General features: G+C 68.5%; 11 protein-coding genes. 3 read left to right on the top strand and 8 right to left on the bottom strand.

The window, feature by feature from the left end:
• Position 1 precedes the first annotated feature (1 nt).
• Entirely contained in the window at positions 2-2,155 is a 2,154-nt protein-coding gene (locus DB31_RS24805; protein ID WP_044191903.1) for an FAD-dependent oxidoreductase, read from the top strand.
• 20 nt (positions 2,156-2,175) lie between these two features.
• Here the strand turns inward: DB31_RS24805 and DB31_RS24800 are convergent, their stop codons facing one another.
• Positions 2,176-7,587, bottom strand: coding sequence for a trifunctional serine/threonine-protein kinase/ATP-binding protein/sensor histidine kinase (locus DB31_RS24800; RefSeq protein WP_044191901.1), 5,412 nt, complete (start codon positions 7,585-7,587; stop codon positions 2,176-2,178).
• 228 nt (positions 7,588-7,815) lie between these two features.
• On the opposite strand from DB31_RS24800, the gene DB31_RS24795 reads away from it, so the two are divergent.
• Both DB31_RS24795 and DB31_RS45160 read left to right on the top strand, forming a co-directional pair.
• A complete protein-coding gene (locus DB31_RS24795) occupies positions 7,816-10,212 on the top strand; it encodes a protein kinase domain-containing protein (protein ID WP_240486870.1) in 2,397 nt (798 codons plus the stop codon).
• A complete protein-coding gene (locus DB31_RS45160; protein WP_052420215.1) occupies positions 10,212-11,120 on the top strand; it encodes a CapA family protein in 909 nt (302 codons plus the stop codon). The genes DB31_RS24795 and DB31_RS45160 overlap by 1 nt, the downstream gene beginning before the upstream one ends.
• A gap of 18 nt (positions 11,121-11,138) precedes the next feature.
• Here DB31_RS45160 and DB31_RS24785 read toward each other — a convergent pair whose 3' ends face one another.
• The 7 genes from DB31_RS24785 to DB31_RS24755 form a co-directional block, all read right to left on the bottom strand.
• The gene (locus DB31_RS24785; RefSeq protein WP_044191896.1) at positions 11,139-11,906 is read right to left on the bottom strand and encodes a glucose 1-dehydrogenase; all 768 of its coding nucleotides are present in this window, start codon (positions 11,904-11,906) and stop codon (positions 11,139-11,141) included.
• Between the two features lie 23 nt (positions 11,907-11,929).
• Positions 11,930-12,913 carry a zinc-dependent alcohol dehydrogenase family protein gene (locus DB31_RS24780; protein ID WP_044191894.1) on the bottom strand — a complete coding sequence of 328 codons (984 nt, stop codon included), beginning with the start codon at positions 12,911-12,913 and terminating at the stop codon, positions 11,930-11,932.
• A gap of 92 nt (positions 12,914-13,005) precedes the next feature.
• On the bottom strand, positions 13,006-13,836 hold the full coding sequence (locus tag DB31_RS24775) for a PPK2 family polyphosphate kinase (protein ID WP_044191892.1): 831 nt from the start codon (positions 13,834-13,836) through the stop codon (positions 13,006-13,008).
• 36 nt (positions 13,837-13,872) lie between these two features.
• The gene (locus DB31_RS24770) at positions 13,873-15,279 is read right to left on the bottom strand and encodes a VWA domain-containing protein (RefSeq protein ID WP_044191890.1); all 1,407 of its coding nucleotides are present in this window, start codon (positions 15,277-15,279) and stop codon (positions 13,873-13,875) included.
• 126 nt (positions 15,280-15,405) lie between these two features.
• Positions 15,406-17,313 carry a CBM96 family carbohydrate-binding protein gene (locus DB31_RS24765; RefSeq protein ID WP_240486868.1) on the bottom strand — a complete coding sequence of 636 codons (1,908 nt, stop codon included), beginning with the start codon at positions 17,311-17,313 and terminating at the stop codon, positions 15,406-15,408.
• 212 nt (positions 17,314-17,525) lie between these two features.
• Complete coding sequence (locus DB31_RS24760) at positions 17,526-18,188, bottom strand: hypothetical protein (RefSeq protein ID WP_044191887.1); 663 nt, start codon at positions 18,186-18,188, stop codon at positions 17,526-17,528.
• A 67-nt stretch (positions 18,189-18,255) separates the two neighbouring features.
• The gene (locus DB31_RS24755) at positions 18,256-19,788 is read right to left on the bottom strand and encodes a Ca2+-dependent phosphoinositide-specific phospholipase C (RefSeq protein WP_052420214.1); all 1,533 of its coding nucleotides are present in this window, start codon (positions 19,786-19,788) and stop codon (positions 18,256-18,258) included.
• Positions 19,789-20,151 lie beyond the last annotated feature (363 nt).

Genomic DNA, 20,151 nt, shown 5'->3' with positions numbered 1-20,151 from the left:
CATGAGCACGGAACAGCAGGTGCGGGGACGGAAGCGCAAGATCGTCATCTTGGGGGGCGGCGTGGGCGCGATGACGGCCGCGTTTGGGCTGACGAACTACCCCGGCTGGCAGGACCACTACGAGATCAGCCTCTACAGCTTGGGGTGGCGGCTCGGAGGCAAGGGCGCCAGCGGGCGGAACAAGGACGCGAGCCAGCGCATCGAGGAGCACGGCCTCCATGTGTGGATGGGGCACTACGAGAACGCGTTCCGGGTGATGCGCCAGGCCTACCAGGAGCTGGGGCGGCCCAAGGGTGCGCCGCTCGCCACGGTGGACGAGGCCTTCAAGAAGCAGTCGCTGATTACGCTCTTCGAGCGCACGGCGACAGGGTGGGGGGACTGGGATTTTCCGTTCGCCACCAACTCGGAAGAGCCGGGGACGGGGGAGGGGGAAGATCTGCCGACGCTCGTCACGTATCTGGAGCGCGGGCTGCAGGCGCTGCTGAACCTGCTGAACCAGGCGCCGGGAGCGGGGCTCGCGGCGGCGACGCCGGCTCCGGATGCGCTGCCATCGCGAGTGGAGGGTGTGCTGCGGGCGCTGGGGCTGTCGATCTTCCCGAAGGCCGGTGTGCCGGGCATTGGGCGGACGCTGCAACTGGCGCAGCTGCTGGCGGCTCGGTTGCCGCGGTTCCCGGGGGAGCAGGATCCGGGGCAGGTCGAGGCGCTCGTGTGGCTGCTGGAGGAGGTGCTGGCGCGGCTGTCCGCGCGGTTCACGCGGAATCTGGAGAACAGCTCGGTCCGGAAGATCTGGGCGATCCTGGAGCTGGGGCTCGTGCTGGCGCGCGGGGTGCTGAAGGATGGAGTGCTGCGCACGGGCTTCAATGCCATCGACGGCGAGGACTTCCGGGCGTGGCTGAAGCGCCACGGGGCCAGTGACTTCACGCTGTACCGCTCGCCGCTGGTGAAGGGGATGTACCAGCTGCTGTTCGCGTACGTTCAGGGCCACCCGCACCGGCAGCTGCTCGCGGCAGGGGTGGCGGCGCGCTTCATGGTGCGCATGGCGCTGAACTACAAGGGAGCGGTCTTCTACAAGATGCGCGCGGGCATGGGCGACGTGGTCTTCACGCCCCTGTACGAGGTGCTCAAGCGGCGCGGGGTTCAGTTCCACTTTTTCCACAAGGTGAACCAGCTGCGCGTGCATTCGCTCACGCGGAATGTGGACCGGGTGGAGATGACGCGGCAGGTGGAGCTGAAGAACCCGGCGGCGGGGTATCAGCCGCTGGTGGATGTGCTGGGGCTGCCCTGCTGGCCGGATCGGCCGCAGTACGATCAGATCGTGGATGGTCAGGAGCTGGAGGCGTCTGGGATCAACCTGGAGTCGTCCTGGGCGCGGCCGTGGAAGGGCGAGCAGCCGGTGACGCTGGAGAGGGGCCGGGACTACGACGTGCTGGTGATGGGGATCTCACTGGGGGCGTTCCCGTATGTGGCCTCGGAGTTGATGGCGCACAGCGACCGGTGGAAGCGGATGGTCGAGGCGCTGCAGACGAACCAGACGCTGGGCGTGCAGCTGTGGCTGTCGAAGTCGCTCGCGGAGCTGGGGTGGAAGGAAGACCCGACAGTGATGACGGGCTACGCCGAGCCGCTGAACACGTACGCGGACATGGCCCAGGTGATTCCTCGGGAGAAGTGGGCGGGGGGGACGGTGAAGGACATCGCGTACTTCACGGCGCCGCTGGTGGACGCGCCGGTGATTCCTCCGTTCACGGACCATGACTTCCCGCGGCGGGAGCACGAGCGGCTGAAGCAGCTCTCGGTGCAGTGGCTGCGGGAGTGGATCGGGACGCTGTGGCCGAAGGCGACGCAGTACAACCCCACGGCGCTGGACTGGGAACTGCTGGTGGCTCCGAGCGGGGCGAAGGGCGTGGCACGGTTCGACAGCCAGTTCTGGCGGGCGAACATCGATCCGAGCGAGCGGTACGTGATGTCCCCGCCGGGCTCGACGGCCGCGCGGTTGGGCTCACACGACTCGGACTATCCGAACCTGTATCTGGCGGGAGACTGGACGCTGACGGGGCTCAACTGCGGCTGCGTGGAGGCGGCGGTGATGTCCGGGCTCCAGGCCTCACAGGCCATCTCGGGGTACCCGGAGCACATTGCCGGGGAGAGCGACTTCTGAGCTTCCCTGGACTGTCAGAGTCAGACCGGAGGGCTGGCGCGCAGCCCCTCTCCCGGCAGCATCACGATGAACTCCGCGTACTTGCCCTCCTCGGACTCCACCGACAGCTTGCCGCCCAGGGACACCACCACGATCTCGTGGCTGATCGACAACCCTAGGCCCGTGCCTTCTCCCGCGGGCTTCGTCGTGAAGAACGGTGTGAAGAGCTTCTCCTTCTGTGTCGCCGAGATCCCCTTCCCGTTGTCCCGTACCCGGATCTCCACGTCCTTCCCCGTCCAGCGCGTCGTTACCCGGACCCGCGCTTCTTCCTTGCTCCCCGGCTGCTGCGCCTTATCGCTCGCCGCGTAGCACGCGTTGTCCACCAGGTTCAGCACCACCCGCCGGATGTCGTCCGAGACCAGGTTCACTTCCGGCACCGTCGCGTCGAACGATGTCTCGATCACCACGTTGCGCCGCGTGCTCTTCGCCTTCAGCCCGTGGTGCACCAGCCGCACTGCCTCCTCCACCAGCTGGTTTACGTTCGTCGACCGCTTGTCCCCACGCTTCCCGCCCCGTGCGTGCTGCAGCATCCCGTCGATGATCCCCACCGCCCGCTGGCCATGCTCGCGGATCTTCCGCGTGTTCAGCTCCAGCTCGCTCAGGATGTCCTCGAAGTCCTGCTTCTGGATGGGCGTCATCGGCTGCGCCGTGGGCACCACCTCCCGCAGCTCGCGCACCCGCTCGTTCGACAGCACCGCGAAGTTGCTCACGAAGTTCAATGGGTTCTTCAGCTCGTGCGCGATACCCGCCGTCAGCGCTCCCAGCGACGCCAGCTTCTCCTGTGTCACGACCTGCTGCTGCATCGCCTTCAGCGTCTCCACCGCCCGGTGTAGCTCTGCGTTCTTGCTGTGCAGCTCCGCCGTCCGGTCCGCCACCCGATCCTCCAGGGTGTGGCTGTAATCCTCGAGCCGCCGGTACAGCTCCGCGTTCTCGATCGAGATCGCCGCCTGCGACGTCAGCATCTCGATCATCTTCAGCCGGTTCGTGTTGAACGCCCCCGACGTCAGGTTGTTCTCCAGATAGAACAGCCCCAGCACCTGCCCGCGGTGCCGGATCGGCGAGCACATCACCGACCGCACCTTGTGCTCCACCACGTACGGATCGGTGCGCCATGGATCCGTTGCCAGCACGTCATCCAGCAGCGCATGCGCGCCGCTCTGCAGCACCTGGCTCACGATGCCGTGGCAGAGCACCTTGCTCTGCGCCAGGGGCTCGGCTTCCTTCTCGGTCGCGTTCTCCCGGTTGCTGATCTCCCCCGTGGCCTCGACGAAGAACTCCTGGCCTCGCCGCAGCACCAGCACGCCCCGCTGCGCCCCCGCACTCTCCATCACCACGTGGATCAGGTTCGCCACCAGCTGCGGGAACAAGATCTCGCTGGAGATCGCCTGCGATGCCTTCATCGCCGACGTCATGTCCAGCGCCTCGGCCATCGAGTCCGACGTCGTCTGGTGTGTCGAGCTGCCCCCCGTTTGCAGCGTGGGGTGCGTCGAGCCCGTCGTCGGCCGGGGCTTGCCATCCCAGCGCCGCAGCGCGCTTCCGTGAGAGAGCAGATGGTTGGACTGCTCGGCCTGAAGCAGCCGCGCCTTTGCCGTGGCCCCCCAACGCTCGTACGCGTAGAGCGCCTCGAGCAGGTATGCTGAGGCCTGCAAGTGACGGCCCTCCGCCTGCAAGAACCGGAAGGCCTGCTCGCACGCGATCGCTTCCACCCCCAGGAACTCGCTGGCCCGCGCCGCCGCGACGGCACGCTCGTACTCGGCCAGCGCCTCGGGATCTTGCCCCTTCAGCCGGTGAAGCTCCGCGCTCACCAGCCGGTGGTGTGGCGAGAAATTCTCGGGGCACCGGCTCGCGTACTTTTCCAACGACGCACGGTGCTGCTCCATCACCTGCAGCAGCGCCTCCTTCCGCTCCGCGCTCGCCTCCCCGTACACCGCCGCCGCGCTCATTGCGTGGTAGAACGCATGCGTGGCCACGTGGAAGAGGCCCGAGATGAACGGCAGCAGCGGTACCGTCTCTTCCGCCTTCGCCAGCGCTTCCTCTGGTTGCCGCATCAGGAAGTGCCGCTCGGCCGCCGCCAGATACACGTAGGCCTGTGCCGTGTGCCCCGCAGTGGTGGCCGGAGCCACCGGCGGCGCCTCCTCGCCCATCAGCGCCAGCAGCGTCCGGTGCGTGCTCAGGAACATCTGCAGCGAGTCCGGATCCTTCTTCGCCTCGATGAACTCGATGAACCGCCGGTTCTCGTTCAGGATCTCCGGCAGCGGATCTCCCACCGCCACCCGCCGCCAGAGCCGCACGGTGATGCAGTGCCCCGCGTAGAGCCAGTCCCCGCTCTCCATCAGCCCCTTGTACGCCTCGGTCAGCTCCGCCACGCCTGCTCGGGCCCCGCGCGTCCACTGGTCAATCAGCCCCGCCCGCAGGTAGCGCACTCGCGCGTGCAGCATCGGATCCCGGAAGCGCGCTGACAGCTCCACCGCCAGCTGGCCAAACTCCCGGCCCGTCCCGGGATCATCCAGCGCCGCCGCCAGCAGCACCCCGTAGATGACGTAGCCGAACGAGGACAGCCGGCTGTTACCGTGCTCCAGCGAGAGCCGGACGATCCGCAGCACCAGCAGCGCGAACAGCCCCTGGTCCGCCATGTACGCGGACGCGGCGATCGCGGCCAGCAGGCCGATCGACAGCTCCACGTTTGGATCCTTCATCTTCGGCAGCGCCAGCAGCTCCGAGGGCTTGCGGCCCCCCAGCAACTGCATCACCGCGCCGATCTCCGCCCCAATCTCCGCCTGGCCCACCGTGGTGGGGATCTCCACCCCGAGCAGCCGCAGCCCCTCCAGCCCCACCCGGATCGCCTCCGTGTGCTGGCTGGTGAGCGACGCCAGGTTGGCCTGCATCGCGATGACGGTCGCCTTCTGCGCGGGCGTGCGCGCCTGCTTCATCAGCGTGGAGAAGCCCGCAGACGCCGCATCCAGCTCGCTCGCCAGGTAATGGGACTCGGCCAGCTCCAACTGGAGCGTGAAGGCCCGGTCGTACTCCGTCTCCCACGCCGAGGCCCCCAGCAGCGTATTGCCCGCCCGGAACAGCTCGCAGGCCGTCTTGTAGGCGCCAGACGCCTTCGCCCGGCGCCCCGCCCTCAGGTGGATGTCCGCCAGGTCCATCCGCAGCGCGAGCGGCTCGATCTTCTCCGGCGCGTACGCCAGGTGCGGCAGGATGACGAAGGCCCGTTCCTCCAGCGTCGCCGTGGCCCGTGCGTCCTCCAGCAGCCGCAGGCCCACCTGCGTGTGGCGCTCGGCGCGCTCGGGTGCGGGCCGCAGCGAGTACGCCGCCTGGCGCACCCGGTCATGCAGGAAGCGGAAGGACACCTCCAGATCTGCCAGCAGCGGCGTGCCGCCCTCCGGATCCAGCAGCAGGTAGTCCTTGCTCAGCGGCAGCACGAAGCCCTGCTCCAATGCGCTCCACAGCGTCTTCGCCGTGTCCCGGGACGACGCCCCGTGTACCACCATGAGATCGCGGAAGCTGAACACCACGCCCAGGCAGGCGGCCAGCTGCAGCAGATCGCACGTCTCCGGCGACAGGCGCCGCAGCTCGTCCGCCATCATCCCGGCGATGTCGCTGGGGATCTCCCGCGCCTCGATTTTCGCCAGATCCCACTCCCACCGGCTGGCGCGCGTGTTGAACTGGATCAGCTGCTGATCGTGCAGGAAGCGGAGGAACTCGCGGATGGAGAAGGGGTTGCCGCCCGTGCGCGAGTGGATGAGGTGGCCCAGCCCCAGCGCCCGCCCCGTGTCCGCGCCTGTGGCCTCGCGCACCATTCTCGCCACATCCTCGGGAGCCAGTGGCCCCAGGTGCAGCTCGTGCACGGGCGTGTGGGTGGCGCGCAGCTCGTCCATGGCCAGCGCGAGCGGGTGAGACGAGGGCATCTCGGTGTCTCGGTAGGTCCCCACCGGTAGCAGGTACAGGCAATCCGGATCGCGCACCAGCTCTTGGAGCAGCGACAGCGTGGCCACGTCCGCCCACTGCAGATCGTCCAGGAACACCACCAGTGGGCGCTCGGCGGTGGCGAAGGCCTCCAGCGCCTTGAGCAGCACCCGGTGCAGACGGTTCTTGGACTCGGCGGCGGGCAGGGGAGCCGACGGAGGCTGATCGCCCAGCAGCGAGCGCATCTCCGGCACGGCCTCGACGAGCACTGCGGTGTTCACCCCCAGCGCCGCGTCCAGTTGCTTGCGCGCCGCCTCCGCCTCCGCCTCGCCCTCGGCGAGCGCCTGCTTCACCAACTGCCGCAGCGCCTGATGGACGGCGTCGAAGGGCACGCCTCGGTTGATCTGATCGCACTTGCCCGAGGTGAAGCGGCCACGGCTCGCAGCCGTCACCCGGTGCAGCTCGTTGACGAGCGAGGACTTGCCGATGCCCGCCGAGCCCGAGATGAGCAGCAACTCCCCTCGGCCCAAGGCAGCCTTGGCGTGCGCGGCGGCCAACTGCTCCACATCCGCCGCCCGGCCGTAGAGCCCCTGCGGCAGCCGGAACTGCACCGTCCGGTCGAGGATTCCGAGCGGGAAGGAGGTGAGGGGTGTCTTCGCCTTCACGCGGCGCTGGCACTCCTCCAGATCCGAGATGAGCCCCCACGCGCTCTGGTAGCGCGCGTCCGGATCCTTGGCCAGCAGCTTGACGACGATGGCGGACACAGGCTCGGGGATGGAGGGGATGATCTCCCGAGGGGAGGGCGCCACCTGCGCCACGTGTGCGTGGAGCAGCTCGAGCGGCTCGGTGGACTCGAAGGGCCGGCGGTTCGTCAGCAGCTCGAAGAAGGTGGCGCCCAGTGCGTAGAAGTCCGCGCGGTAGTCCACCCCGCGGTTCATGCGTCCCGTCTGCTCCGGCGCCATGTACGCCAGCGTCCCCGTCAGGAACGTGGGGCTGTCCGGGCTCACCGCCTCCACTGCGATGGCCACGGAGATGGAGAAGTCGGCGATCTTCACCATCCCCGTGTTCGGGTTGGCGATGATGTTCTGCGGCTTGATGTCCTTGTGGATGACGCCCGCTCGGTGGATGTGCCCCAGGGCCGCGCTGATGCGCAGCGCGTAGTCCAGGAACGTTTCCACATCCAACGGGCCGCGCTCATCCAGCAGGTGCCGCAGCGAGCGGCCTCCGAAGTCCTCCAGAACCAGCGCCACCCGGTCGGTCAGGTCCTCAACCCCCAGCACGCGGATGATGCCCTCGCCCTCCACGCGGCGGGCGATGGCGTGCTCGCGGTGGATCTCCAGCGTCCGGCGCCGCTCCAGGTAGTCCCCGCCCGGGAGCTTGAGGATGACGGGGAGTGAATCGCGCAGCCGAGTGGCCCGGATGAGCATGGAGCGCGTGCTCTCGTGGAGCGTCTCGTGGAACGTGTAACCTGCACGCTGGGGCATGGCGCTATAGCCTACTACTGAGTGCGTGGAGGCGGCGTGGCGGTGCCCCTACGGCCCTATCGGCGGCTGCCTGCATGCCAGGTCGTTCCCAACCCAGGGGATGTCGCTTTGTTGGGCGGGAGGGAGCCGGGGGGGTAGACTCCGGCGGCCGTGTCCGAGGACCGCGAGAAAGCGGACGCTCCGCTCAGCAGCAACGATACCGTCTTGGCTTCTCCGGGGGCGCCACGCGTGGCAACCGAGGGAGGCGCGGGCCTGTTCGCGGGGCGCTACGAGCTCCTGGGCAAGATTGGCCGAGGGGGCATGGGCACCGTGTACCGGGCCCGAGACACCCTGGTGGGCGACGTGGTCGCCTTGAAGATGCTGGAGCTGGAGGACTCGCAGCGGGAGGACCTGCTGGAGCGCTTCCGCCGCGAGGTGCGGCTGGCCCGGCGCATCTCCCACTCCCACGTGGCGCGCACGCATGACTTGGGCGAGCACGGCGGGCACCTCTTCCTCACCATGGAGTACGTGGAGGGCGAGGATCTGCAGGCGCTCCTGAGCCGGGAGCGGGCGCTGGGGGCGGGGCGGGCAGCGCGCATTGCACTGGCGGTGTGTGAGGGGTTGGCCGCGGCGCATGCGGCGGGGGTGGTGCACCGGGATCTCAAGCCCGCCAACGTGCTGGTGGAGAAGGGCGGCCGGGTGGTCCTCACGGACTTCGGCATCGCCCGGGCCATGGCGGGGGAGGCGGCCTCGCGCACGCAGGGCATGGTGGGCACGCCCATGTACATGGCCCCGGAGCAGCTCTCCGGTGGCGTGGTGGAGGTCCGCTCGGACTTGTACGCGGCGGGTCTGCTGCTCTACGAGATGCTCACCGGTGAGCCGCCCTTCACCGGAGACTCCCCCATGGCGGTGGCCTTCGCCCGGCTGCGGCAGCCCCCTCCCGATCCTTCCGGGCGCCCGGGGGTGCCGGAGACGCTCGCCCTGCTGGTGCGGAACTGCCTGGCGCGAGAGCCCGAGGAGCGGCCATCCGGAGCCTTCGAGGTGGCCGCGATGCTGCGGGCGTGGCTGAACTCGGTGGGAGAGCCCACCGAGGCGGTGGTGGCCACAAGCACGCCAGTTCCTCGTGCACCCGCTCCGGGCTCGGGGACATCCACCACCGCGCCGCCGACGCCGAGGACCCTGCCGTCCACCCGGGAGGAGCCCGCGGTGACGGGCGCTGGCGTGGCTCGTTCCACGCCTCGGACTTTTCTCCGCTCGTCCGAGCAAGGGGTGGCGGTACTGCCGCTGCGGTTCATCGGGCCTCGCGATCAGGACTACCTGGGCGATGGGCTGACCGAGGTCGTCATCGACGTGCTGGCGCGCACCCGGGGCGTCCAGGTGCAGAGCAGCGGGGCCACGGCGCGCTTCCGCAACGAGCGCGATCCCCGTGTGGTGGGGCGGGAGCTGGGCGTGGGGCTCGTGGCGGATGGCACGGTGCAGAGCGCGGGCAAGGCGGTGCGTGCCACCCTGAGGCTGGTGGATGTGGCTTCGGGCATCCAGCTCTGGAGCGGGCGCTTCGAGGACTCGGGCGAGGACGTGTTCGCGCTGCAGGATCGGCTGGGCCGGCGCATGGCGGAGGCCCTCCGGAGCGAGCTGCTCATCGCCGCCTACCGGGACCAGGTCTCTTCGGAGGCGATGGCGGTGTATCGGCAGGGGCTGAGCCAGGTGTACTCCATGCCCCGCGTCATGCCCGACGAGCTCATCTCCCCGCTGGAGCGATGCATCGAAGAGTTCCCCGAGTTCCTGCCGGCCCAGGCGCTGCACGCCGTCTCCGTGATGCGGGCCTGGTTCATGCGCTCGGCGGACCACTCCCGCGACTGGGCGGCCGTGGCCCGGGCCAGTGTGGAGCGCGCCGTCCGGGTGGCGCCGGATCTGGCCGAGACACTGATGGCCAAGGGAATGATGGCGACCCAGGTGGGTGACTGGCGCACGGCGGTGGTGTCCCTGCGCTCGGCCCTGGACGCGGCGCCGACGTTCGCGGGTGCCTTGCAGTACCTGGGCAGCCTCCAGTGCGAGGCGGGGCGCGCGGACGAGGGCATGGAGCGGCTGCGGCTGGCCTATGAGCTGGAGCCCAACCTGTCCATCGCCCTCTACGAGATCGCCCGCTGCAGCGCGCTCCGGGGGCGGCTGGAGGACTACCGGAAGACGCTCGCGCAGCTGATGAGCTATCCGCTGCTCCACCTCCCGACGCTCCTCCTGCGCATGCGCGTGGCCTCCTGGCTGAACGAGCGCGATGAGGTCCGATACACACTCGAGGAACTGCGCAAGGAACCCGCCCTGGTTGCACGCAACGCGACGGAGTACTCGGCCGCAATCCTGGGGGAAGTCGCGGTGGATGCCGCGATGGCGGTGTTCGACGACCGGCTGGCGGAGCCGCTCAGTCCCCGGTTCGCCTCCATGATGTGTCAGCTCGCCACGGAGGTGCTGTGCCTGAAGGACGAGCCGCGGCGCGCGCTGCTGTACCTGCGGCGTGCGGCGGACACGGCGCTGATCGATCTGGAGTGGATTGACCGCTGCCCGGCGCTGGCGAACCTCCGGCTCCTCCCCGAGTTCAGCGAGGAGCGGCTCAAGGTGCGCACGCGGGTCGAGGCCCTCTGGTCCGTGTGATGGGCCTGCTCCTGTCGCTGCTCCTGGCGGCCTCGCCCGTCACCGTCTCTGCCGCGGGGGACTTGCAGCTCAGCGCCAGCACGCCCGAGGCGCAGGTGGCGCCGCTCGCCACATTGCTCCAGGGGGATGTCCGCTTCGTCAACCTGGAAGGACCGCTGACGGCCTCGGGCCGCGAGTCCGGGCTCACGGGCGAGGGCAAGCCGCAGGGCCCCCTGAAGTTCAACGCGCCGCCCGCCATGGCCCGCTGGCTCCAGGGCAAGGTGGACGGGGTCTCCCTGGCGAACAACCACGCGCTGGATCAGGGCGAGGCCGGGCTCGCGGAGACAGTGGCGCACCTGCGGGAACAGGGCATCCAGTCAGCCACGGCCTCTGAGGAGGCCGAGCTCGTCCGTCAGGGCCAGCGGGTGCGGCTTATCGCCCGGGAGGTGACCGAGGGCTGGCCGGAAGCAGCGGCGGTGGCGCTGGAGGCGCGGGTGCGCGAGGCCCGTAAGGTGGGGCCGGTGCTGGTGTCCCTGCACTGGGGGCGAACGGGGGCGCTGCTGCCCTCGAAGGAGCAGCGGAGGCTGGCGGCGAGGTTGATCGATGCGGGGGCCACGGCGGTGCTGGGCCACGGGCCGCACACGCCGCAGGGCATCGAGCGGCGGGGCAGGGGAGTCATCGCGTACTCGCTGGGAAACGTGGCCTTCTCCTGCCGCTGCACCGAGGAGCGGGACGCCTACGTGCTGCGCTTCCGCATCGACGCGAAGGGCGCGGCGGTGGACGTGGAGGCCGTGCCGTTGCGAGCCGGGCTGCGAGAGCCGCCGCGGCTCGTTCAGGACGATCCCGGAGCGGCCCAGCTCATTCAGAGCCTCTCCGAGGATCTCGGGAGCGACGCGCGCATCCAGGATGGGCGCGTGCGCATCCGCTGAGCGGGCGGGCCGCGCCGCTCACATCGCCGTGGCGCCGCCGTCCAGCACCACCTCGGAGCCCGTCATCAGCGAGGACTCATCCGAGGCGAGGAACAGCACGGCGTTGGCCACCTCGTCCGGGTGCCCGAACCGGCCAATGGGGATGCTCTTGATCAGCCGCTCTCTGCTCTTGTCGGCAGGGCCCATGGCCTTGGCGAGTGCGTCCACCATGGGGGTCTCCACGAACACAGGGTGGATGGAGTTGCAGCGGATGCCGTAGCCCTTCTTCGCGCAGTGCAGCGCCACGGACTTGGACAGCAATCGCACGCCGCCCTTGCTGGAACTGTATGCGGGGAGGGCCGCCACGCCCACCAGCCCGGCCACGGAGCTGACGTTGATGATGGAGCCCTTGGCGCCGCACTGCCGCATGGCGCGGATGCCGTGCTTGCAGCCCAGGAAGACGCCATCCAGGTTCACCGCGTGCACCAGGCGCCACTCCTGGAGCGAGCACGTCTCGATGTCCTTCACCACGCCAATGCCCGCGTTGTTCACCAGCACGTCGAGCCGGCCAAAGGTGGCCAGCACCGCGTCCACCACGGAGCTCCAGTCGTCCTCCTTGGTGACGTCCAGGCGCCAGAAGCGAGTGGCCTCGCCCAGCTCTTTCGCGAGGGACTGGCCCGACGCCTCGTTGAGATCCGTGATGGCGACCTTGGCGCCCTCGCGCACGAGCATCCGCACCATCGCCGCGCCGAGCCCCGATGCAGCCCCTGTCACCAGTGCAACCTTGCCTTCGACTCGTCCAGGCATGCGTGTTCTCCCCGTATCCTTCGTTAGCGCTTCACGGGTGTGAGCAGCACCTTGCCTTGGCGTCCGCCTTCCATGGCCCGCGCCAGCGCCTCCTGGAGGTTCTCCAGCGGGAAGGTGGCATCCACCGGGACGTTCAGCGTGCCGTCTCCCACCAGCTTCGCCAGGCGCGCCATGAGCGCGGCCTGGGTCTCGCGTGGGGTGTTGTTGAACCAGGGCACCAGCCAGAAGCCACGCAGCGTCACGTTCCGGAAGATCAGGGCCGCGGGGGAGAGGGTGGCCGCCTTGCCGCTCATGGAGCCGTAGTGCACCACCGTGCCGCCTGCGCTCACCGCGTCGCCCAGCCTCAACGTCGCCGAGCCACCCACCGCGTCGATGCCCAGCATCACCTTCGCGCCGCCGGTGGCCTCGCGCACTCGCTCGGCCAGCCCGTCACCGTCCTCCAGCACCACGTCCGCGCCCAGGGCCTTCAGCTCCGGCTCCAGCTCCTTGCGGCGCACGACGTTGATCGTCTTGATGCCCTCCAGCTTCGCCAGGGAGATGAGGTAGCGCCCCACCGCCGAGTTGGCCGTGTTCTGGATGACCCACTCGCCGCGCTGGGGCTTGCCGAACTCGCTCAGCAGCAGCTCCGCAGTGGGCGGGTTGACGGACAGCATGGACATCTGCAGCAGATCCTTCCCAGGAGGCACGGGCAGCAGGCGCTGGGCCTTGGCCTTCATGTGGGTGCGCCACGTGCCGCTGCCCATGGGCAGGAACACCAGATCGCCCACCTGCACGGGCGCCTCGCCCTCCACCTGGACTACACGGCCCACGCCCTCGTTGCCCGGCACGCCCGGTAGCTTGGGTAGCACTCCGTAGAGCCCGGCGATGGTGGCGATGTCCGACGGGTTGATGGGGGTGACTAGCACCTCCAGGAGGGCCTCGCCCGGCGCCAGCGGGCCGACTTCCTCCTCCACGACGTGAATGGAGTCCTGCGGAGCTCCGAACTTCGTCAAACGCGCTGCCTTCATGTTGGCCCTCCAGCCCTGAGGGCGCGGGAGCCTACAGCTTCCCTCGCCGGGTTCCATTCCATAAGGTGCGCCACCCTCCCGAGCCCCGGAGGTCAGCGCTGGCCCTTGCGCCAGGCCTCCAGCTCTGCCTTCTTGCTCGCTCCGACTTCATCCAGTTGCTTCTGCCACGCCTTGCGGTGAGGCCGGAGCGCGGCCGCGATGGCGCGGGCCACCACGAGGTTGCGGTACCACTTGGTGTCCGCGGGGACGATGTGCCACGGCGCCAGCTCCGTGGAGGTGCGGGAGATGGCCTCCTCATACGCGTCCGTGTACTCGTCCCACAGCTCGCGCTCCTCCCAGTCGCCCGCATTGAGCTTCCACGCCGTGCGCGGATCCTCCTCGCGCTTGAGCAGGCGCTTCTTCTGCTCGCCCTTGCTGATGTGGAGGAAGAACTTGAGGACGATCGTCCCGTGCTCGGCGAGCAGCTCCTCGAAGTCCCGGATGTGCTCGTAGCGCTCCTTCCACAGGGACTTGGGCACCAGGTCGTGCACCCGGACGACGAGCACATCCTCGTAGTGCGAGCGATTGAAGATGGCGAACTCGCCCTTGCGCGGCGAGTGGCGGTGGATGCGCCAGAGGAAGTCATGCTCGAGTTCCTCCGAGGTAGGCACACCGAAGGAGGTGACGTGGACGCCGCGAGGGTTGAGGCAGCCCACCACGTGCTTGATGGTCCCATCCTTGCCGGCGCTGTCGCGTCCCTGGAGGATGACGAGCACGGAGTTCATCCGCGCGCCCCAGAGCAGGTCCTGCAGATCGAACAACTCCTGGCCCAGCTTGTCGAACTCCTGCCGTGCATCCTCCTCGGTTAGCTTCTTGGGAGGCTGCTCGGAGAGGGTACTGAGCTTGACCTTCGCTCCGGGCTTGTCGAACACAGTGATGCTCATGGTGCACTCCTCGGGTGAGTCGCGGCGCTCAGCGGGCTAACGCTTCTTCTTCTTCTGGAGCTTGGAGGACTTCTTCTTCTTGTCGCCCAGCGGATCCGGCTTGGGGGGGGGGCGCGCCTGCTGGAGGATCTGGCTGCTGCGCTCGTTGAGCAGGGCCAGCGCGTCGGTGATCTCCAGCCGGGCCAAGGCGCCCATCTGCTTCACGTTCTCGCGGGTGGAGTCGAGGAGCTCCTTGGCGGTGAGCTGATCCCCATCCTCGGCGGCCTCGTCGGCGTGGGCGGTGTGCTCCTTCACGTAAGCCAGGGCCCCAGCCCGCAGCGCCTCGACGTTCAGCGAGCCGCGTCCCCGGGCCTGGGCCGGGTTGAGCTCCGCCTCCACGGTGAGGTTCTGCGTGCGGCGCTTCTCGACGAGCGCATCCTCGTAGGTGAGCTCTACCCGGGCCAGATCTATGGGGCGCACCTGCTTGCCCACGTTGTCCGTGGACAGGTGGAGGACGATGGGGATCGTCTCTCCCGGGCCGATCTCTCCGACGGAGATGCGTGCCAGGTTGCCCTTGATGGTGGCCTCCGCGCCCATCACGTCCACCAGGGTGACGGTGGGGCCCGCCCTGACGCGCAGCTCCACCGCATTGGCTGCGCGCCGCACGAGATCCAGTTGCTGCCGCTTCGCCACGCGCTCGGTGGCGGAGGAGTCGTTCAGGGTGGCCGCGAAGCCCCAGCCCTGCTTGGCAATGCCCGCCATCAAGTCGATGTCCGCGTCATTGCCCACGGCCACCGTGTTGGTGTGGATGCTGCTCTCCTCGCGTGCCACGCGGGCCAGCTCCGCCAGGCCGTCCTGGTCCACCATGCCGTCGGTGGGACGCCCATCGCTGAGGATGATCACCTGCTTGTAGAAGTTCGCCTCGGAGGGGGAGGCCAGCTCCGCGTTGGCGGCGTCGATGCCGGCGGAGAGATCGCTCCGGCCCTCGGCTTGGAGCTGGGAGACGTAGGTGCGCATCTTCTGCCGGTTCTCCGGCGTCAGCGGCGCCACATGGAGGACGCGCGGCTTGTCACTCACGCTGATGATGGCCAGGTGCTCCGAGTCCTTGAGCCCATCCATCACATCCAGCGCGGCCCTGCGGGCGATGAGCAGGTGGCGGCCCGCGGTGGAGGCCGAGTGGTCGATGATCAGCGCCACGCTGGCGGGAGGGTGCTCGCCCGGGGGGAAGTTTGGAGCGCGCAGCTCGAGCACGGCGAGGAGTTCCTGCGGGCCGTTGCCCAGGTAGCGGGGGTTCACCTTCGCGGAGAGCTGCAGGGAGCCGTTCTTGTAGGCCTCCAGCCAGGTCTGCTTCCAACCCTCCGCCCAGTCCGGCACCTCGGGCTCTTGCGCGAGCGCGGTGCTGGACAGCAGTACGGCGGCCAGCAGGAGAAGCGAGGCCCCTCGTGGACTGTCCTGAAGACGCATGGGCTCTCCTCGGTGGAGAGCCGTTCATACACCGTGGAAACCCAGGGCTGCCAGTCTTCATCCCCGAGTGGAACGGCTCCGGCGGAGCGTGTGGCCCCCGCCGGAGTCCGTGTCAGGTCCTGAGGCCTACTGTCCCGTGTAGATGCCGACGGAGCCGGGCGTGGAGGCGTCGCCCAGGAACCCGACGAGGATGCGGCGGCGGCTGCCCGAGCGGTCCACCTGGATGTCCGACACGCGGAGGTTGAGCATCGAGCTGGGCAGGACGCCGCTGCCGTAGTGCTGGATGCTGCTGCCGCGCACGCGGCTCAGGCCTCCGCCCCAGGACATGCCCGCCCAGACGCTGTTGTCGAGCGGATCGGCTGCCACGGACGCCACGTACCCGTGTCCATCCGCCAGCTGCGTGGAGAGCCGTCGAAGAACGTGGCCCGAGGAGCTGAGCTGGGCGAGCCCCCGGTCCCAACTGCCCACCCAGACCGTCTGATCACTCATGACGGCCATGCCGGACACGTGGTCATCCACGCGCTGCTCGCGAGTAGGCCAGGTGGGCTCGGCCACGGCGTCGGGCCAGATGTCGATGCGGTTCCATATGTAGGAACTGCCCTCGGTCTCCACCTGGGCCTGCCAGTAGTTGTTGCCGTTGGTGCCGTAGCGGAAGCGGGTGGAGCGGTTGGCGCCGCCGAACCACACGTCTCCGTTCGAGGCCACCGACACGCCGTAGTACGCGTCGGTGAGCAGGATGCCGCCCGTCTTCGAGGAGTTCCACGCGTTGATGGCCGGATGCACGTGCTCCATCACCCCGGCGCAGCCGTAGTCCCAAGTGCCCGGCGCGCAGCTGTAGCCAGGGAAGTTGGCGCGGCCCCAGGCAAAGCCGTGGTTGGCGCCGAACCAGACGCTGTTCGTCCGGGCGTCATAGGCAATGCGCCAGATGTTGCAGAGCTTCTCCCTGCCACGTGGCTCGGCGGCGACCTTGTTGGGACCGGTGGACAAGTCGTAGTGCACCACATGGATGCCGGTGGCGGTGAGCGTCACCCGATCCGCGTCGCCGCTCTTGTAGACGCTCGCGTCTGGGGTGCGGCCCGCGTAGTAGGCTTGATCCCACTCGTCCTCGCAGGTGGGCATGCCCGAGGCGGGCGGCTTGCCCTGGTAGCCCACGAAGGCGACGCCCGCGGGGCCTCCGGCCACGGAGATGACCTTCAGGTACTTCACTCCCGAAGGCGCCCTCCCGTCGAGCATGTAGCCGTAGGGCCTGAGGCCATCCGCCATGGTGAAGCGGCGGAACCGCGTATGGCCCGCCTGGAGGACGAAGAGTCCCTCCTCGCCACCGGCCACCCAGATGTTGCCGCCCGCGTCGGCGCTCACCCCGTACACGTAGCGGGGCCCTCCTTGGGCGGTGCCATAGAAGGTCCAGCCCCCGCTACCGGGCGGCGGCGGTGTGGGCGTGCTCGTCTCCACCGTCACCACGAGCTGCGGCCGGTAGGCGGCGTTCGAGCTCGTGTTGCGCGACCAGAAGACGGCGCCGTCGCTCCCGGTGGGCACCAGCGCGAGGTTTACCGTGCCGTTGCCGGAGACGGCGGCGGTGACGTCCCACTCGGCCCACGTGTTGGCCGCCACCGCGCCCGCCGTGGACAGGTGCGTCTGCACGGAGGGCTTCGTCTGGAACGTCACCGAACTCTCCTGCCACGATGAGCCCGTGGTGTAGACAGAGGGCCCATTCGCCGTGGCATCCGTCGCATACAGGCGGAGCTTGGCTCGGCGCACGGTGCCGCTCAGCCCGCTCACCTCGAAGCGCAAGAAGGTCTCGTAATCCGGCGACGCATCCACCTTCAGGACCGAATCACCGCCGTAGTTCGTCGCCGGGTTGTTGGCATCCACGCGCGCATCCGCGATGGGAATGAACGTCCGGGCTTCTTCGACGACTCCGCTCTCCTCGGTAGTAATGGAGACCGGAGACTCCGGCTCCCCGCTGCACTGCACCCATAGCCCCACTGCGGCGGCACATACCGCCCACTTCGCTCCACGCTTCCACCCATCCACGACCGACCCCCTGGTTGAACTCCGCGCGCCCCGGTTCGAGTGGGCGCACGTCTACGCTGCGGTGCCTTGCAGGCGGGGTGCCGGTCGGAGTGGCAACCTTCAGGGGTTCGGGTGGGCCAGGGGTTGTTCGGAGGGGGGCAATCTGCTTCCACGCCCTGGGAAGGTGCTTCGCGGGGCAGGGCCGGGGGAGGAAGCGGAATGGAAGGACGCGGTCAGCGCTGGGCCTTCTCCTTCTCCTGAGCCTCCTGCTCGTCCTGACGCTGGGACTTCGGCTTGCGCACCTCGTCCGGATCCGGCGGCTGGCCGTGGGCGCACTGCGTCAGGACGGGCGGATCAAAGCACTCGAGCAGGTTGTCGTGCTTCTCGCAGCGGCCGCGGGGGGTGGTGGCGCACTTCACCTCCGAGCGGTCCGCCTTGCAGTCATAACCGCACTCGATGGCCGTGGAGGCTGTCAGGCAGGCAGGCCGGGGGATGGAGGAGCCGAACTCGTGGAGGGTGCCCTCGGGCGGATCAAAGCACTTCAGCTCGTTGAAGTGCTCGCGACAGACGCCATAAGGCGTCCTGGCGCAGGCCACCTGGCCCTTGGCGATGAGACAGTTGAAGCCACAGGCGGCCTGCCCGGCCACGCCCTTGCACTCGGGGCGAAGGCCCTCGTCCGGGGGGTGGTGGATGGCCGAGGCGGGGGGATCGAAGCAGTACACGCGATCATTGAAGGTGGCACAGGTGCCGTATGGGGTGCTGGCGCAGCGGACCTCGCTGAAGCTGGCGCGGCACGAGTAGCCACAGGCAGTGCGCCCATTGGCGGACAGGCACTTGGCGGGAGGAGCGGGCGGGGCGGAGGCGAGGAGCGTGAGTCCAAGGAGGGTAAGGAGCATGGGCGGCCCTGCGGGTAAGGGAATGGCAGGGCCGTGACGCAAGGGCCGCCCATTTATTCAACGAGGCCTAGAAGAAGCCGTCGAAGACGCGCCAGGAGCTCACCGAGCCAATGGCCGTCTTGGAGGGGAAGGAGGCGGCGCGGTAGAGGGTGGAGCCGCGCTTCACGCCGGAGAAGAGCAGCTTCATCTTGCCGCTGCCGTGGGAGGCGGCCGCCAGGCCCTGGTTGGCGAGCAGCCCGGAGAAGCACTGGCTGCCGACGAGCTTCCAGGTGGAGCCGTTCTGCGAGCCATAGCCCCAGGCGCACGTCTGGGTGCCGTCGTACTGCACGGTGAGCTTGAGGAAGGTGAGGCTCTCCTGGTCCACGGTGTCGGAGGGGACGATGTCCACCTCGGAGGCGGAGGAGGCACCGCCGGTAGCGGAGCGGTACTGGATGCGGAGCTTGTTGTTGTCGGCGGCGCGACAGATGGCGAAGTAGCGGGCGTTGGCGGCGGTGCCAGCGCGGACCATGAGGCAGGCCTTGCCCCACTCGTCCACGTGGCTGTTGGGGGTGGAGACGGAGGCGGTCCACGAAGTGGTGGTGACGGCGGTGTTGGACTCGTGGGCGAAGAGGAAGCTGTCACTGCTGCTCCAGATGTCGCCGGTGTTCACCTCGGCGCCGATGACATCCACGGGCTCCTGGTAGCCGCCGCAGGCCCAGCCGTCGAGGCACTGGAAGGGCCAGCCCAGGGAGTTGTGCGTCACGGCCCAGGTGTCCTGGTGGTAGTTCACCTTGTTGGTGGCGATGTGGTTGACGTTGAGCGGCTGCACGGCGTTCCAGGTGCCCGAGTCGTTCACGTCCCAGACGCGGCCCACGAAGTTGGCCAGATGGACGTTGTTGGCGACGGAGGCGTTGGGAGCCTGGATATTGAAGAAGACGGCGTAGGTCTTCGAGGAGATGCCGGAGCTGCTGGTGAGGTCTGGGGCGACGAAGGCGACGCGGGTGGTGGCGGTGGAGCCGTTGGAGACGTAGGTGTTGAGCTTGCTGGTGGAGGAGGAGAGGTCTCCGCCGGTGAGGACGAAGATGAAGCGTCCGCGCAGCTCGGTGTGGGCGGGCCAGGTGCAGGCGCCGGTGACGGCGGCTTGGAGGCTGGAGACGCCGGGGCAGCCGGCCATGACGTCCGAGGGCTTGAAGAGCCAGGCGGAGGGGAGGTGGGTGGTGATGCGGGTGTCGAGATCGGCGGGCATGCGGCCGGTCTCGAAGGCGTCCTTGAGGTCGACCCAGACGGTGACGACTTCGTGGTTGGGGTTGGCGAGGTGGAAGGCGCGCAGCTCGTCCAGACAGTCCGAGAGGCGGTGGCAGGTGGTCTCGGGCTCGGTGGTGGCGTGGTAGACGTACCAGTTGCCCGAGACGGCGGACCAGCCAGTCTTGCCATTGTGAATGTCCAGCTCGATGGAGCGGATGCGGTGGTAGACGAGCTGATCGATCAGCGCCTCAGAGCGCTGGTACGAGTTGTGGGACGACTTCTGGCGGATCTCGTTGTACGCGGGCTGTGCGAGCGCGGGAGCAAGGGGGACGAGCAGGGCGCACAGCACAAGGAGGAGGGGAACACGAAGCGGCATGGGAACCTTCCCGGGGCGGAGGTGATCCGCGCACCTTGCGGGATTTGCCACCCTTCCGGGAAGTCCCTTTTCTGTGGACAAGGGTTCGTGGCTAATTGGGCATCTGCGGGCTGAAACCTATGTCAATCGAGCCCTTGTTGAAGGAACTCTCCTCCCATCACTTTCCCAATGCTTCCGTTGCTCCTGAAGAGATTGAGGCTTTTGAGAAGCAGCAAAAATGGCGTCTAGAACTGGAAATGTGTGCATTCTTTTTGCACAGCAATGGAGCGGCTCTTCCAAGTCAAATATTTCGCGGATTGTCCTAGATCCAAAGAGCCCGCATATATGCGAAATTCGGACACATGGGTGGATCTGGATCTTGGT

Source organism: Hyalangium minutum, assembly GCF_000737315.1.
In the GTDB taxonomy this organism is placed as follows: domain Bacteria; phylum Myxococcota; class Myxococcia; order Myxococcales; family Myxococcaceae; genus Hyalangium; species Hyalangium minutum.
The sequence above is the reverse complement of the archived record's forward strand: the minus strand, read 5'-3'. Positions and strand labels throughout refer to the sequence as shown.

What these genes read in the sequence shown, in the direction of transcription:
- DB31_RS24805 (WP_044191903.1), top strand. Translation starts at nt 2, where the DNA reads ATGAGCACGGAACAGCAGGTGCGGGGACGGAAGCGCAAGATCGTCATC.
- DB31_RS24800 (WP_044191901.1), bottom strand. Translation starts at nt 7,587, where the DNA reads ATGCCCCAGCGTGCAGGTTACACGTTCCACGAGACGCTCCACGAGAGC.
- DB31_RS45160 (WP_052420215.1), top strand. Translation starts at nt 10,212, where the DNA reads ATGGGCCTGCTCCTGTCGCTGCTCCTGGCGGCCTCGCCCGTCACCGTC.
- DB31_RS24785 (WP_044191896.1), bottom strand. Translation starts at nt 11,906, where the DNA reads ATGCCTGGACGAGTCGAAGGCAAGGTTGCACTGGTGACAGGGGCTGCA.
- DB31_RS24780 (WP_044191894.1), bottom strand. Translation starts at nt 12,913, where the DNA reads ATGAAGGCAGCGCGTTTGACGAAGTTCGGAGCTCCGCAGGACTCCATT.
- DB31_RS24775 (WP_044191892.1), bottom strand. Translation starts at nt 13,836, where the DNA reads ATGAGCATCACTGTGTTCGACAAGCCCGGAGCGAAGGTCAAGCTCAGT.
- DB31_RS24770 (WP_044191890.1), bottom strand. Translation starts at nt 15,279, where the DNA reads ATGCGTCTTCAGGACAGTCCACGAGGGGCCTCGCTTCTCCTGCTGGCC.
- DB31_RS24760 (WP_044191887.1), bottom strand. Translation starts at nt 18,188, where the DNA reads ATGCTCCTTACCCTCCTTGGACTCACGCTCCTCGCCTCCGCCCCGCCC.
- DB31_RS24755 (WP_052420214.1), bottom strand. Translation starts at nt 19,788, where the DNA reads ATGCCGCTTCGTGTTCCCCTCCTCCTTGTGCTGTGCGCCCTGCTCGTC.